12 protein-coding genes and 1 pseudogene are annotated in these 14,334 nt (G+C 38.8%); 3 read left to right on the forward strand and 10 right to left on the reverse strand.

The window, feature by feature from the left end; all coding sequences use genetic code 11:
- From M901_RS14460 to M901_RS14495, 9 genes and pseudogenes are all read right to left on the reverse strand, one after another.
- Window positions 1-228: pseudogene (locus M901_RS14460) on the reverse strand (hypothetical protein); the annotation flags it as partial.
- A 96-nt stretch (window positions 229-324) separates the two neighbouring features.
- Entirely contained in the window at window positions 325-927 is a 603-nt protein-coding gene (locus M901_RS14465; RefSeq protein WP_021278957.1) for a c-type cytochrome, read from the reverse strand.
- A complete protein-coding gene (locus M901_RS14470) occupies window positions 924-1,115 on the reverse strand; it encodes a cbb3-type cytochrome c oxidase subunit 3 (RefSeq protein ID WP_034722463.1) in 192 nt (63 codons plus the stop codon). The genes M901_RS14465 and M901_RS14470 overlap by 4 nt, the downstream gene beginning before the upstream one ends.
- 2 nt (window positions 1,116-1,117) lie before the next feature.
- Window positions 1,118-3,286, reverse strand: coding sequence for a cytochrome-c oxidase, cbb3-type subunit I (gene ccoN, locus M901_RS14475; protein WP_021278952.1), 2,169 nt, complete (start codon window positions 3,284-3,286; stop codon window positions 1,118-1,120).
- 24 nt (window positions 3,287-3,310) lie between these two features.
- The gene (ccoS, locus tag M901_RS17155) at window positions 3,311-3,463 is read right to left on the reverse strand and encodes a cbb3-type cytochrome oxidase assembly protein CcoS (RefSeq protein ID WP_021278954.1); all 153 of its coding nucleotides are present in this window, start codon (window positions 3,461-3,463) and stop codon (window positions 3,311-3,313) included.
- Window positions 3,460-5,898 carry a heavy metal translocating P-type ATPase gene (locus M901_RS14480; RefSeq protein ID WP_021278958.1) on the reverse strand — a complete coding sequence of 813 codons (2,439 nt, stop codon included), beginning with the start codon at window positions 5,896-5,898 and terminating at the stop codon, window positions 3,460-3,462. Before M901_RS14480 ends, ccoS begins: the two co-directional genes overlap by 4 nt.
- Window positions 5,899-5,923: 25 nt before the next feature.
- Complete coding sequence (locus tag M901_RS14485; RefSeq protein WP_021278962.1) at window positions 5,924-6,358, reverse strand: universal stress protein; 435 nt, start codon at window positions 6,356-6,358, stop codon at window positions 5,924-5,926.
- An 81-nt stretch (window positions 6,359-6,439) separates the two neighbouring features.
- Window positions 6,440-6,805 carry a Crp/Fnr family transcriptional regulator gene (locus M901_RS14490; RefSeq protein ID WP_081653476.1) on the reverse strand — a complete coding sequence of 122 codons (366 nt, stop codon included), beginning with the start codon at window positions 6,803-6,805 and terminating at the stop codon, window positions 6,440-6,442.
- A 78-nt stretch (window positions 6,806-6,883) separates the two neighbouring features.
- On the reverse strand, window positions 6,884-7,600 hold the full coding sequence (locus tag M901_RS14495) for a Crp/Fnr family transcriptional regulator (RefSeq protein WP_021278963.1): 717 nt from the start codon (window positions 7,598-7,600) through the stop codon (window positions 6,884-6,886).
- 122 nt (window positions 7,601-7,722) lie between these two features.
- Between M901_RS14495 and M901_RS16820 the strand changes: the two genes are divergently transcribed.
- Complete coding sequence (locus M901_RS16820) at window positions 7,723-8,466, forward strand: SOS response-associated peptidase family protein (RefSeq protein ID WP_021278961.1); 744 nt, start codon at window positions 7,723-7,725, stop codon at window positions 8,464-8,466.
- 26 nt (window positions 8,467-8,492) lie between these two features.
- Here M901_RS16820 and M901_RS14505 read toward each other — a convergent pair whose 3' ends face one another.
- Window positions 8,493-11,666, reverse strand: a complete 3,174-nt coding sequence (locus M901_RS14505) for a hypothetical protein (protein WP_021278956.1) — start codon at window positions 11,664-11,666, stop codon at window positions 8,493-8,495.
- Window positions 11,667-11,878: 212 nt separating this feature from the next.
- On the opposite strand from M901_RS14505, the gene M901_RS14510 reads away from it, so the two are divergent.
- Together M901_RS14510 and M901_RS14515 are read left to right on the forward strand one after the other, a co-directional pair.
- Entirely contained in the window at window positions 11,879-13,588 is a 1,710-nt protein-coding gene (locus M901_RS14510) for a DUF6178 family protein (RefSeq protein WP_021278953.1), read from the forward strand.
- Between the two features lie 111 nt (window positions 13,589-13,699).
- Window positions 13,700-14,209 (forward strand): hypothetical protein, encoded by a 510-nt coding sequence (locus tag M901_RS14515; protein ID WP_021278964.1) that lies wholly within the window; start codon window positions 13,700-13,702, stop codon window positions 14,207-14,209.
- Window positions 14,210-14,334: the final 125 nt, after the last annotated feature.

Here is a 14,334-nt window from a genome sequence, read left to right on the forward strand (position 1 = left end):
AAAAAAAGTAAATTCTCTTGCACCAATATCTAAGAGGATTGATTGTTTTCCACCAATATTAATCCAAGGTAGGATCAGGTAGAGAAAAATCAAGAACCAGTAGAATTGGTTTCTCTTCGTTCGCCAAAACCCTTTGACATCTTCAGGGTGAAGGAAAATCCTGTGCCCATCAGAAGCTGTTGTTCCTAGTCTTGATTCATGAAGGTCGAATTGATTTTTTTTACTCATAGTTTCTTCTTTTCTAATATGCGGGTGAATAATAAAGATCTGGGATCAACCTTATTATACTACTTTTGCAGTATAAAAAGATTGATCCCAGTCAAACTATTCTACTAATTCACCTTGAGGTTCTTTAGCATTTGGTGGGTTTGTTCCTTTTAGAGACATAACATATGACACAACGGCCATCATATCTTCTTTAGAAAGAACTTCTCCCCATGCAGGCATTCCGTTTTCTTCTACACCTTTGACAACAACAGGGTAGATAGTTTCAGGAGTTCCTTTAGCGTGGATCCAGTAGTTATCAGTTAAGTTTGGACCGATATCTCCAGCTCCACCATCCATGTGACATGAAAGACAGTTTTCATCGTAAACAACTTTACCTTTGTTTACACCGTCATTCTTAGCAACCCAAGTGTTGTACATTTCAACACTAAAGTTAGAGCTCTTTGCCACTTCTGCTTCGATGACCTTATTAATTTTTGCCATCTCTGTATTATATTCATCTGTTAAAGTTGGACCATCCATCATGACGTAGTACATGAAGTATGGAACACAGAATACAAATGATAGGATCCATGTTCCCGTCCACCAACTTGGAAGAGGGTGGTTCAGCTCGTGGATTCCATCATAATCGTGATCGAGTACAAGATGTTTTTCATCATCTTGTAGGATCAGATTTTCTTTTCCACCGTTATCATTGCTCATTGCAATTCTCCTTTTGAATTAACGACTTCTCCGTCTTCAAGAGCCTTTAGTCCGGCCTCTTCGTAAGTCAGCTTACTTCCTTTTCTGAAGCTCCATAAGAAGACTCCTATGAAGACGGCCAGAAATAATAGTAGCCCGATAGTTGGTAAGATACTCATGTCCATACTAGCTATTACTTCTTTTTTCATGATTACTCCTGTTCTGCTTGTTCAGCTTTCGCCTTCGCAGAATCAGCTCCTAAACGTTGTAGGTAAGCAATAAGAGGGATGATCTCTTTGTTTGCCATACTCATTGGAACACCGTGCTCAGTTAAGCCTTTTGTAATTTCTTCAGCTTGCTTGTAAGCGTCGTTGTAAGCATTTGCAATTTGCTCTTCAGTGTAAGGAACACCAAGTGCTGCCATAACTTTTAGCTTCTTCTGGATAACTTTGAAGTTTGTCTTATTCTTAGTTAGCCAGCTGTAGTTAGGCATGATTGACTTTGGAGTCACATCTCTTGGGTTAATCATGTGTCTGTAGTGCCACATATCGTTATACTTTCCACCAACTCTTGCTAAGTCTGGACCAATTCTTCTTGATCCCCACTGGAATGGACGATCGTAAACTGATTCAGCTGCAACAGATGGATCACCATATCTCAACTTCTCAGAAGCTGTAGGTCTAATATGTTGAGAGTGACATACGTAACAACCTTCTTTGATATAAACATCACGACCAGCAATCTCAAGAGGAGTGTATGGCTTGATGTGTGGAGCTTTTTCCACAAACTTATCAGAAAGTAGTGATGGAGTGATCTCAACGATACCACCTACGAGAATGGCAAGAAGAGTTAAAACAGTGAAGAGCATTGGTAGACCTTCAAGTTTTCTGTGAGCGTCAGCATGTGGCTCATCTTGTGCTGCACTTAGTGGTGCTGCTGCATAAACATCTTCTTCTTTATTTGCATTCTGTGCATTTGCAAATTGAATAGTCTTAACTAGGTTGTAAACCATTAGGATGAATCCTAGAAGAACTAGAACACCACCAAAGGCACGTACCCAGTACATTGGAACAATCTTAACAACTGTTTCGATGAAGTTAGGGTAAACAAGTCTACCTGCTTCGTCGATTTGTCTCCACATAAGACCTTGAGTAATACCGGCTGCCCACATAGACATCATATAAAGGAGTAGACCAATAGTTGCTGTCCAGAATTGTGCGTTAGCAAGTTTCTTAGAGAAGAGGTGAGTCTTCCATAATTTTGGTACTAGGAAGTAAAGCATCCCAGCAGTCATCATATAGTTCCAACCGATTGTTCCGGCGTGAACGTGACCAACAACCCAGTCAGTGAAGTGACCAAGGTAGTTAACAGATTTGATTGAAAGTAGTGGACCTTCAAATGTTGCCATCCCGTAGAATGTTACACCTGTGGCCATAAACTTAAGAACTGGCTCAGTTCTAACTTTGTCCCAAACACCTCTAAGTGTAAGAAGACCGTTGATCATTCCACCCCAAGATGGCATCCAAAGGATTACTGAGAATGTCATACCAAGTGTTTGTACCCAATCAGGAATTGCTGAATAGAGTAGGTGGTGAGGACCGGCCCAAATGTAGATAAATACTAGTGACCAAAAGTGGATAATAGATAGTCTATAAGAATAAACTGGTCTATTGGCCGCTTTAGGAATGAAGTAGTACATCAGACCAAGAAATGGTGTTGTTAAGAAGAAGGCAACAGCATTGTGACCATACCACCATTGAACAAGTGCATCTTGAACACCAGCGTACACTGGGTAAGATTTCATAAGATCAACAGGTAGTGAAATTGAGTTCACAATGTGAAGAACAGCAACTGTTACAATCGTGGCAATGTAGAACCAAAGTGCAACGTAGATGTGCTTTTCTCTTCTCTTAATTAACGTTCCAAAGAAGTTAATTGCGAAAACAACCCAGATAAGAGCAATGGCAATATCAATTGGCCATTCTAGCTCTGCGTACTCTTTCCCAGTAGTGATACCAAGAGGGAGTGTTACGGCGGCAGAAACAATAATTAACTGCCATCCCCAAAAATGGACCCAACTAAGCATGTCGTTGAAGATCCTTGCCTTACAAAGCCTCTGTGTTGAATAGTAAACACCAGCGAAAATGGCGTTACCGACAAAGGCAAAAATAGCTGCGTTGGTATGAAGTGGTCTAAGACGTCCGAATGTTGTCCATTCTAGCCCAAGATTAAACTTCCAGTATGCTAGTTGGAATGCAATGATTACTCCTAGAAGTAATGCTACAACTCCCCATAGCATAGTGGCACCAACAAACCACTTTGTGATTTTGTCATTATAAGAGAATTCCTCCAAATGACCTGTGTTAGAACTTGTACTCATAACCTTCCTTCCTTTTTTATGAGACTAATTTGTATGGTTTTCATCATCAAATAACATTCTTTTTGCTGGAGTATCGAGGTCGTCATACTGACCATTCTTAGTGGCCCAGATAAAGAAGGCCACGAATACACCACCAAGTACTAAGGCAAGAGGAAGAAGAAAATAGATGATATTCATTTAAGATCTCCTTGTTGAACCTTGAAGCACTTATTTAATCTGCGTGTTCCCATAAAACTTGATAAAACAACTGTAACTGAACTTAGTGGCATGAAGATGGCCGCCAGAAGAGGCGAGACATATCCATTTAGTGCTAAGAGGACACCTGCTGTATTATAGGCGATAGAGAACGCAAAATTTCTGATTATGACTTTGTTAGTTTCGGCAGCTGTTGTAATTAACTTACTGATAACTTTAATATCTGAAGTCGATAGAAAAATATCACTAGCTCTCAAAGAGAGATCAACTGCACCACCGACAGCAATTCCAACATCTGCTTTTTGAAGAGCGAGAGCATCATTAGCTCCATCTCCCACCATTAGAACCTTTCCAGACTCCTTGAGAGTCGCGATAAGGTGGGCCTTATCTTCTGGAGACTGTTCAGCATGAAGATTCTCCGACTTAATGCCTAAGTCTTTTCCTAGACTGCGAACTACACCTTCATTGTCGCCACTGGCAATGTGGAGACTAAATCCTTTGGCCAAGAGTTCTTCAACTTTTTCAATGGCCCCATCCTTAAGCTTATCGCCAAGGGCATAAGTTGCCATAATTTCTTTAGTCTCTTCATTATAGAGACCAACGAGTGTCATTTGAGAGAGTGACTCATCTCTATGGGCCTTATTGACCTTACCTAGGAAGTAGCTCACGCCATCAATTGTCGCCTTTATTCCAAGACCATTAATGATTTGAAAGTTTTCTATTGAAAATGACTCTAATCTGTATCGATTAAAATACTCTTTTAAAGAAAGAGCGATAGGGTGAATTGATCTGGCCTCTAAAGCATTTGCTATAGAGTGAATTTCAAGATCACGCATTGAACTCATATTTTTAAAATCGAGAACTTCAAAACGTCCCTCTGTCAGTGTCCCTGTTTTGTCGAGAATGATATGCTTAACTTCATTTATATTCTCAAGAACACTCTCATTCTTAACGAGAACACCAGATGACTTGAGTTGCCCTAAAGACTTAATAAATGAAAGAGGTGTTGCCATAGCAAGAGCACAAGGGCAACTGATGATAATGACAGCTAATGCTCGCGCGATCGCTTCGTGTAATCCATATTGGATATAAGAATAAATCCCAATATAAGTAGTCAGGATGAGAACGAGAGCAATAAAGTATTTTGCAATTTTATCTGCTCTAAGAACAGTCTTTCCTTGTCCCTTTGAGCTTGCTTCAATCTCTTTAATGATTTTACCAATTCTTGTTTGCTCGCCTATTGTTCTGACAATTGCAGTAATTTCAGGACCAATATTAATTGAGCCAGCATTGAGAGTTTCTCCAGCAATGACTTCTTGTGGCTTACTCTCTCCTGTAATGATCGAGTTATCAATGACGGCCTTATCTGAATCTAGCTCAACATCAAAGATAATCTTCTCTCCACTAAGGATTTTAACTCTATCACCTTGAGAGATATACTTTCCGTGAACAGATTTAAACTTGCCATCAACTTCTTTTAGAACTCCAGTATTTGTGAAGAAAGTTTGCAATCCCTTAGCATTAAGTCCTGACTGAGTTGCCTTCTTAACAAAGTAGCGACTTAAAAGAATCAAAAATACAAGGGCAGTGATTGAGTCAAAGTAAAGTGCGTCTCCACCAGTTAACATTGAGGCTGTTGAGAAGAAGAAACCTCCTAACATTGCAATTGATAAGGGTATATCAATTGAGAGTGTTCTCATTCTTATGGCCTGTAAAGATGTCTTATAGAATGGAATCGCACTATAGAAAATAACTGGGATAGCTATAGCAAAACTAATCCAGTTAAAAAGAATTCTGTAAAATCCATCAGCTCCAGCATAATTTGAAATTGCATAGAGCATAATATTTCCCATCGAGGCACCGGCCAGCCCGATTCTAAGAAGTTCAGTTCTCTCTTCTCTTTTTTGAAGATTATAAGAGCTTTCATTCATCTTTAGTGGGTGAGGGGCATAACCTAATCTTGTAAGCGCATTGGCAAGTTCTGAAATCTTTGTTTGTTCTGTAAATTCAAAAACCGCAGTATTATCACCAATATTAAGTCGTGCACTTGTGAGACCTTGAATAAAGGATGGTGTTTTTTCTATGAGCCAAAGACAGGCCATACAGTGAATTCCTTCAATATAGAATTTAACTGTTGAAATACCATTCTTTGTCATAACGAATTCTGAAATAAAGGAATCATCGTCCATATAAGAGAAGTCTTGGACTTTCTTATTTACTGGAGCAATCTTTGCACCTTCATCATCTCGAATTTTATAGAAATCTTGGAGGTTATTAGAACCAAGAATTGAATAAACTGTTTTACACCCGTGGCAACAGAATACATGATCCTGCGAGACAATTTCCATATCTTTTGGAATTGTTTCCTCACAGTGATCACACTTAAGTAATGTCTGTTTTTGCCCTTGAATTTCCATTCTCTTTTTTGCCCTTAATCTCTTCTTACTTTATTGGTCTTAGAACCAAGACATCACAAGGAGCGTATTTATTCATTTGACTAGAAAAAGAACTTTCAAAGAATCCCTCAAGGCCTTTCTTGCCTTTTGTCGCAACAACACAGAGATCTGCATCGATATCTTCTAAGAAAGTCACACATCGACTTTTTGGATCAGCATCAATAAAGGAGTGTACCGAAAAGTTTTTGAGTCCTAGTTCATTTGCAAATTGTTTTAATATATTATCTGTCGCATTTTTCAGTTCTTCAAACTGTTCTTCACCTGGATACGAATAAATCGAAAGCTCATTCATATAGACTTGAATCTTATGACAGTGCACAAGGTGAAACTCAAAGTCTGCAACATTCATATGAGACTTAATTTTTTTAAGTTGATTTAATGATTCTTCTTCAAGTTGTGAAAATAAAACAATTTTTTTCATATACGTTTCCCTTGTTACCTATCCATAGTAACTACCGAAGGATCAAAATTACATGATCTAGATCAGAAAAAGAGTTAAGTTTTAAGCTGTTAGTAACTGACTGATGTGCTCGGATAATTCCGAGTTCTCATCGATGATTTCAAAAATATCACTGCGAGACAGAAAGCAAACTTCTGTTTCAGGCATTATCATGGCAGAGAACTCGACAGCTTCATTCTTCATCAATTCTTTGACTCCAATTAATGACCCTGGTCCAATAGTACTCTTGATTTTTTTGCTTTTCATTAGGTGAACATTACCAGAAAGTATAAGGTAGGCGACGACGGGAACTTGCCCTTCATAGAAGAGATTTGAAGTGGCCGTATAGGTGATACGTTCCCCTTTATCAGTTAGTTCCTGGATAATTTTTTGTTCGATACTTGTCACCATATTTTTTATTACTTTCATAACGTCAGTGTAGTAAATCTACACTGACTTAAACATGCGATAGATCAGTTTTTTTATAAAAATTTCTTAGATTATTAACTAGTACGTGACGTTGGCCCAATCAATAAGCCTTTCTTCATTAGCAATGATGATGATCTTACCATCTTGCTCAATGAGTCCTTCGTCTTTGAACTCTGAGATGAATCTGATCAGAGTTTCATTTGCTGTTCCAATCATTGTGGCCATCTCTTCACGAGTGAGTTTGATATTGAGTCTATATTTATTCTCTTCTACTTTTTCACCGTGAGATTCTTTTAAGAGCAGTAGGAGCTCTGCGAGTCTTTCTCTCACATTCTTTTGGTGAAAAGAGCTCACCTTATTCTCGGCCGCACCCATATCACGGCTTAGCTTATTAATGATGTGAAGAGAAACAGAAGGCTCATCTTGCATCATTTTAAGAATATACTTCTTGTCGATAAAACAAACTTTTGTATCTTCAATCGCTGTAGCAGTCGCTGTGTAGTAATCAGAAGTAAAAAGACTTCTATGTCCTAGTACATCTCCACCTTTTACAATTCTAACAATTGATTCCTTTCCATCTGGACCAGTCTTAGTCACTTTGATATTTCCTGAGTTCACACAGTAGAGTCCAAATGGGTGATTCCCTTGAACAAATAGTGTTTGACCTTTTTTATAAAGGTTTGTGACTTTATGTTGAGAAAGCTCGTCTAGTTCCGGAGTCTCAAGGTCGCAAAATACGCCTTGACCTTTAGATGGACAATTTTGACATTTATCAGCTTCTTTCACCTTTCTCATAGGAATCCTTTAATATGCTTTGTGTGTTATAATTAATCTAATACAGATATATTTACAATCTAACATGAATCAACGACTAAGACATGATTTAAGTCATGTTTTTGCTAAAAATAATAGAACTTATGTGCTTTTTAATTCAGGGACTTACACAATTAAATCATATATCAGAAGAGTTTGGAGCGAAATTCCTTAAGGGAGAATTTAATAATTTCAAAACTTTATCCAATGAAAATAGCAAAATTTTTAAGAGGATGGGCAGTGATGGCAAGGTCTTTCCTGGATCGTTTGCACCAGTTTCTATTTACAATAATCAAGAAATCTTGGTTCTACCAATGCGCTATAGAGTCAGGCCAGCTGGCTCCTTAGAAGAGGTTCCCAATAAGTATAATGTCTTTAATGCCCGCAGAGATTCACTGACAAGAAGAAAGACCTGGTCACGTCTTATTGGTAAGCAGCATGGTGTTTTTATTATGAAGAAATTCTACGAGTGGGTTGAGCGCGATGGAAAGAAAGTTCTTATCGGTTTTCATCCCACTCATGCTGAATCTCTCTATGTTCCTTGCCTCTATGATAAGTGGATAGATAATCAAAGTCATCAACACTTCTATTCATTTGCCGTGATCACAGATGAGCCGCCTTTAGAAGTCGAGCAGGCGGGACACGATCGTTGTCCTATCCATTTGGCAAAAAAAGACATTATCAAATGGCTCGATACAACTTCACCACAGTCTCAAGAAGAAGGTTTTGAATACTGGGATAGAATTTTGGCAAGAAAGACGAAAGAGTACTTTGACTATGTGGAAGATTATAAGATCGAAAGAGAGCAGAAGAATCCTCTTTCTGATAAGCAGCTAAAACTTTTTTAAATAACTAAAGATGCCAAATAAAAGGATTATTCTATCCAATCAATTCCACCAGTGCCATATTGAAAAACTTTATCTGGTGCCTCTTGGGCCAGGTCTTGATTAACTTTTTGAATGGCCGCAGGAAGAGTATCCTCAATGAGTTTTCTCTCTTTTGCACTAAGCTTTGTTTCTTTACCAATGCCTAGAACCAATTGAACATTTCCTTCATTAATCTGTGCCGGCATTCTTGTGGCCATAGTGAGTTGTGAAAGTTTTTGTTGATCAATCTTTGAAGAGCTAACTCCAATGAGTCTCTTTCTTAATTCCTTTTCAACTAATTCCCCATGTACGGCTAAGTTCGTTCTGTCAGCTCCCTTGACTCCCTTTGGAATAAAACTGAGACGATACTGAGAAGGGTTGCCTTGTTTAGCAAAGGCCTCAACAAGGGCGTTCTCATCAGCAGTTGAGAGCTGCTTTTCTGGAATCATCACACAGTCATCACCACTACAAGGATCTTTAAAACCAATACCTCTTTCATCAAGAACTTCTTTAACAGTTGTTTTAAAGTTATTTTTGATATCATCAAATACTTGTGTGACATTCTGTTCACCACGTCTGGTAGCGGCTATCACTTTTGCTGGATCACCATCACTTTGCGTGGCCAAATCATAGGCCACTTGGCGAATATTTCTCGCGCCCATGCCTGTGACATCTCCAGACATCCCGCCAAAATTGGCCTCGTTGAGATTGGCGCTAACTCTTTCTTTTACCCATAGTCCAGGAGTCAGAGAATCGAGTTTATTTGAATAAGTGAAAAGCTCTTGAGCTTGCTCTGGAGTGAGTTTAGCCCCAAACTTTGTTTCTAGTTCATTGGCCAGCCTTCTTGAAGAAAGGGCCTGTGCCGCCTGACGATTATTAAGAGCTTCACCAGTTTCTTTGAGATACTCACTTTTAAAAACTGCAAGTTCTTCATTAGTTGGGGCCTTAACTTTTCTGATTACTTCAAATACCGGTAGGCTAACAGTTTGCTTTGAAGTACCTGGAATTGTCTCTACAAGGTTAGCCTTTGATAGAGGATGAGTGGAGTCTAGGGATGAAGTAAAACTTTGAATAGTTTTTACATCTTCAGCAATGAGGGATTTGATATCGTCAAAGCGCGTAAGTTGAGCTGGACGAGAAAGAGACCTCGCCTTCTTAGCTGTTTGACCAGCTTGGTCTGCACTTAGACCTAGGCCTCCTTGAAACCACTGATCAGGGTCTTCTTTGGCCGGAATACCATCGAGAGATTTCACCATATTGGCATACTCTGTATTTGCCTCTTTATAAACAGCGTTGAGATCTTTCATTAAGGCATCTTTCATCTCTTGAGACATATCCTTGGGCATAAAGGCATAGCGGACTGATTTAAAATCAGAGTAAACCTCAATATCTACACCAGGGTACTTCTTGAGCATCTCATTTATTCGAGAAGAGACAAGGTCCTTATGGAGATTGGTTAAGGCCGTGACATAACTCTTATCTCCAATTGTATCATTTAGTCTCTTAAGAGCGGCATTCTCTATATCAAGATAGAGACCCGCATTTTGCGATTTGGCAGTTTCTATCCATCGTCCATTAAGTTTAGGCGAGGCGAGGATGAGGCCTTCATATTTATTGATAAAGGCCGTTTTATTCTTTGGCACTCTCTGAGACCTAAAGTCGGTTTGACTACGAAACTTATCTCTTTGGCGAATTCCTATAAAATCCGTATCAAAACTTGATCCGTCTGGAGAATATTTATAGGCCTTTGCACCAATCTTAGCACCCTTACCAATGAGATCTCCTGCTGCTGAGAGAGGAGCTAATAAAAGTGTAAAGTCTCTTTCAAATTTTCGATCATCATAGTTTTCAGCACTACTAAGGCCTGAGTTAAATGAGAGTTCAGCGTCTTCATAACGATCTTGTGCAACCGCTATTCCTACTGCTTCAGTTGCAACACCAACTCCTATGACACAGCCAATTCCGGCCGTAAAAGCACAGATCCCTCCACCGATGAGCGCCCCTCCGGCCAGGAAGATATCTGTTTTTAGTTCTTCAAAGTCTTCCTCGTCTTTGAGTGACTGGGAAACATCGCAAAGCACTTCAGAAGGACCTTGTTTTTGTAGGTAGCTCTCAACAATACTATCTTTTCTTATGAGGCTTGAGAGCTCGTCTCCATCTAAGTCTTTTATGCCATCGAGAGACTGCTTGGACTGATCGAGAAGTTTCGTGACAACACGATTAACTTCAGTGAGTTTGTCTTTTTGACTTTCTTCACCCGTGAGATTGAGATGAGCAAGAATAGGGTTTTGTGAAATGAGTGTGAAATAGTTCTTCTCTAATTTCTTTCTAAAGTCTTTGAATTGTCTTTTGACATCATTATCGAGCTTTTGCTGATTATAGCCCTGACAAGAGTAGCCTGAGATATTAGCAGACTTCTTAAACTGATAGGAAGTAGGACTTAAGTTTTCGATACAGCGATTACTTGCTGCATTCTTAGCAAACCAGTCTTGTTGAAATTGATATTTAATAGCATCGGCCGTTTCTTTGACCTTTTCTATTTCATTCTTCGTTAAGTTAGGGATATCTCCAGTTGGAACTTCGTGCTCTATTCGAGTTCTATAAGGAGGTCCTGTGTAGCCACGCATTTTGATAGGCTCTTTCATCATGGCCATTGTTGCTCTCATTTGAGGAAGTTGTGTCTTCATGACTTCAAGCATTTTCGATAGGAGTTGTGGACACTGGGCATCGGCCTTGCTATCGCTGCTGCACTTCTTGATTAGTGAGAGATTATTGATATTTCTTTCGAGTTCACTAACAGTGTGAGCTTTAAGCTCATGTAAGAGATTGTCTTTGTAGGTCTTTGCCTCAATGGCCTTTGTTGCGCCGATTAACTTTTCAAAGTTCTCATCCTGAACGAGTTGACCCTCATGACAGCTAATATAGTATTTCTCGTTAGCGTCATCCTTTTGATATTGCTGACAGGCCTTAAAATCATACTCTTCATAGGACTCAAGACCATATTTATTTCGAAATTTTCTTAATGTCCTATTGCGTTTTCTCTTAGCGCTACCATTATATGAATATGTCGGCGCAGAAGTATCCAGACTACTCTTTTGTAAGTAGTAATGTTGGGCCCTTGGATTCTCAAAGTTCAAGAGAAGGACCAAAGTTAAAAAGAGGCCTTGGATAGCTTGCTTCATCGTGTTACTTTTCGTCAAAATAAGTAAAATGCTTGAGTGTATTACTAGGTATTATGCCATGTAACTTGCTGATATATAAAAGTTATTGAATGAGTGAATGAATTTATAGTGACTTAGGAATTCTATGGCCAAAAATAGATGGCCCATTAAATTGCTAAGTCGCCGTTTTTGTAATAGAAATTGAAGTTTCAAAATAAGAAAAAAGGTATGTCATGAGTGAGAAAAAAGAGAAGAGTCTAACTTCAACAAAAGATGTTATCGAGCTAGTTCTAAAAGAGTCTAAGGCCTATACATCGATGGACTTAATTGAGTCCTACATTTCTGAAGGAAAGTCTCTTGCCAATCTTCCTGTCCAACCACTTTATGTGACTATGAGACAGCTTCCGATTGAGATGAAAACACACTCATTGACTCTTCTTTCAAAAGAGCAGCGAACGGTTTTCTATGATCTCGACCTTTGGAAGAAGGACAATCTTGATACTGCCGAGTTTGAGCCATGGGTCATGGCCGTTGCCAAGTGTCCTGAGGATAAAATTCGTTTTGAATTTGGAACGTCGACTGAGTTTCTTATTTTCTTAAAAGGACGATTTAATATTTGGACATTTGATGTTGAAGATCCAATGTACCCAGATCACGATAATTACTTCCTAACAGAAGACAATCTTCTTCTCGTTGAATTTGATGAGGATTGTGCCATTGTCGATGAAGTGAGACAGCTTATAAAAGACTTGTATACAGAGCTCGGAGTTGAGAAGGCCTATCAACACCTCTTTAGAGTTGTTTCTGATGGCTTTATGTCTCTATCTGAAGAAGAGTACCGTTTTAAGAAGGGACGTCTTGCTGACTATGGTTTCGTCGATTATTTTGATTCTCTAGAGATGGTAAATTCATTTCCAAGTATTGGTCATATTGATGTCTTTATTACAAAGAAAGAAAAGCTTAAGGCCGCTATCGATGATCTTGGAAAGATTCAAACTCTTCATCAAAACTCTCTTGTGGCCTTTGAAAGTGGTCGTGAGCTTATCACATCGGAGCTTTCTAAGGTAGAAGATGAAGAGAGATTCCACTATCTCCACTTTAATTTTATTAGACTCCTAAATGGTAATATGGAATTTTCTGGAGTGATGAAAGATGGACCAGTTGCCATGACTCGTGTCGGCCGCAAGGTCAAAGCACTTGTTAATCTTGGTCTAAGCTACGCGAAGTCTAAGCGAAACTTTGCTGATGAAAGTCTCTTTGATTACTTTGATTTTTCTGAGATTTATAAAATTGGAAATTCTCTTGTTTCTCTTGTTCAAAAGCGTCTTAAGAAGGAACTTGCAAGCTTTGGTATGGATGAGTTTGATGACAAGTTCTTAGGAGCTTATTTTGAAGAAGTTCTCGATGACACTTTCAATTACTCTGTCCAAACCAGAGACCATGGGGGAGATGCTATCGGTGTTGATAGTGTTGAAACATGGCAATCAATGAATAGTAATGCCAATCTTCTAGTTTCACTTCTCCCATTCATTAAGAGTTTTAGAGATGCCTATCTTGCTCTTACAGGAGAGGGAAAACTCTCTGACACTTTCTATTTGAACTACGATATAGCAAGTATTGATTTTGAGGCCGTGATGATCTCAAGCTTTATCAACTTCACTCTAGGGAAATTCGAGGAAGAAGGGGCCCAGAAAATGGGTGTGAAGATTAGTGAGTTGAAAGAGTTCAGCTCTCTCTATATGAAGGATATGAAGTTCACTGACGAGATAAATCCTAAGATCGAGGCCTTTATCTCTTCTTTTGGACTCAGTGAAATTTATGGAGTTGAGGACTATATCTCGCTTATTCTTAGAAATCAGCTAGAAGATTACGACTATCAAAACCTTGCCGATGATGAGTTTAAGCATGTCGGTGGGCCTATTATTTTCAATACCTTAAGTTAGTATCCCTTAAGAAAAATCCCTGGGGACACTTTGTCCCTCGGGAATAATTTCACACTCGCTTGTTTATAATCTGGCCCAAGCTATAATGGCCGCAACAAGGGAGAGTCGAGGATGAGTAATTTAATCAAAACCAGTTTGTTTTTGTCATTGCTTTTGGGAACACTGCAATCGATTCAAGCAAAGGACCATGTTCTTGCGACTATTACCAATGATGATGATAACAATATCTACAAAATTGGTCTTCAAACAGATGATGCAACAGAGTCTGTTGTAAAAATCTACAAGAAAGAGCTAAGTGCAAAAGGTAAGCTTCTTGATCACGTTGAGTTCACTCCTTCTGAAATGGAAAAGGGAGTAACGATCGTAAAGAGAAGTGGTTACGATGTGGTTGCTCTTAGAGCAGAGAATGTTAACGTTAATTATGGCGGGGACATTACCATGACAACTCTAGTTCATGCTCTTAAGAAAACAAAGAAAGACTATGATCTAAAAGTTGAAAAAGAAGGACGTGATTGGAAACTTTTATTTGAGAACAATGAGGCGAAGAAACTTCACTTCACGACAAATAAGAAATTCCTTATTGGTTCAGTTGGAATCAAAGACGTTCAAGCAAAGAAGTAAGAATTTAAAAAATTAGTATACATGAAGGGACCATATTTATGGTCCTTTTTTGATTTTGATTAGAAAAGATCTTCTAAGAAATAAGAAGCCAGTTGATTTCTGTTTTCAAGCTGAGATTTCTTATA

Source organism: Bacteriovorax sp. DB6_IX, assembly GCF_000447775.1.
GTDB lineage: Bacteria > Bdellovibrionota > Bacteriovoracia > Bacteriovoracales > Bacteriovoracaceae > Halobacteriovorax_A.

Coding starts and splice junctions, on each gene's coding strand:
- M901_RS14465 (WP_021278957.1), bottom strand. CDS start 927: ATGAGCAATGATAACGGTGGAAAAGAAAATCTGATCCTACAAGATGAT.
- M901_RS14470 (WP_034722463.1), bottom strand. CDS start 1,115: ATGAAAAAAGAAGTAATAGCTAGTATGGACATGAGTATCTTACCAACT.
- ccoN (WP_021278952.1), bottom strand. CDS start 3,286: ATGAGTACAAGTTCTAACACAGGTCATTTGGAGGAATTCTCTTATAAT.
- ccoS (WP_021278954.1), bottom strand. CDS start 3,463: ATGAATATCATCTATTTTCTTCTTCCTCTTGCCTTAGTACTTGGTGGT.
- M901_RS14480 (WP_021278958.1), bottom strand. CDS start 5,898: ATGGAAATTCAAGGGCAAAAACAGACATTACTTAAGTGTGATCACTGT.
- M901_RS14485 (WP_021278962.1), bottom strand. CDS start 6,358: ATGAAAAAAATTGTTTTATTTTCACAACTTGAAGAAGAATCATTAAAT.
- M901_RS14490 (WP_081653476.1), bottom strand. CDS start 6,805: ATGAAAGTAATAAAAAATATGGTGACAAGTATCGAACAAAAAATTATC.
- M901_RS14495 (WP_021278963.1), bottom strand. CDS start 7,600: ATGAGAAAGGTGAAAGAAGCTGATAAATGTCAAAATTGTCCATCTAAA.
- M901_RS16820 (WP_021278961.1), top strand. CDS start 7,723: ATGTGCTTTTTAATTCAGGGACTTACACAATTAAATCATATATCAGAA.
- M901_RS14505 (WP_021278956.1), bottom strand. CDS start 11,666: ATGAAGCAAGCTATCCAAGGCCTCTTTTTAACTTTGGTCCTTCTCTTG.
- M901_RS14510 (WP_021278953.1), top strand. CDS start 11,879: ATGAGTGAGAAAAAAGAGAAGAGTCTAACTTCAACAAAAGATGTTATC.
- M901_RS14515 (WP_021278964.1), top strand. CDS start 13,700: ATGAGTAATTTAATCAAAACCAGTTTGTTTTTGTCATTGCTTTTGGGA.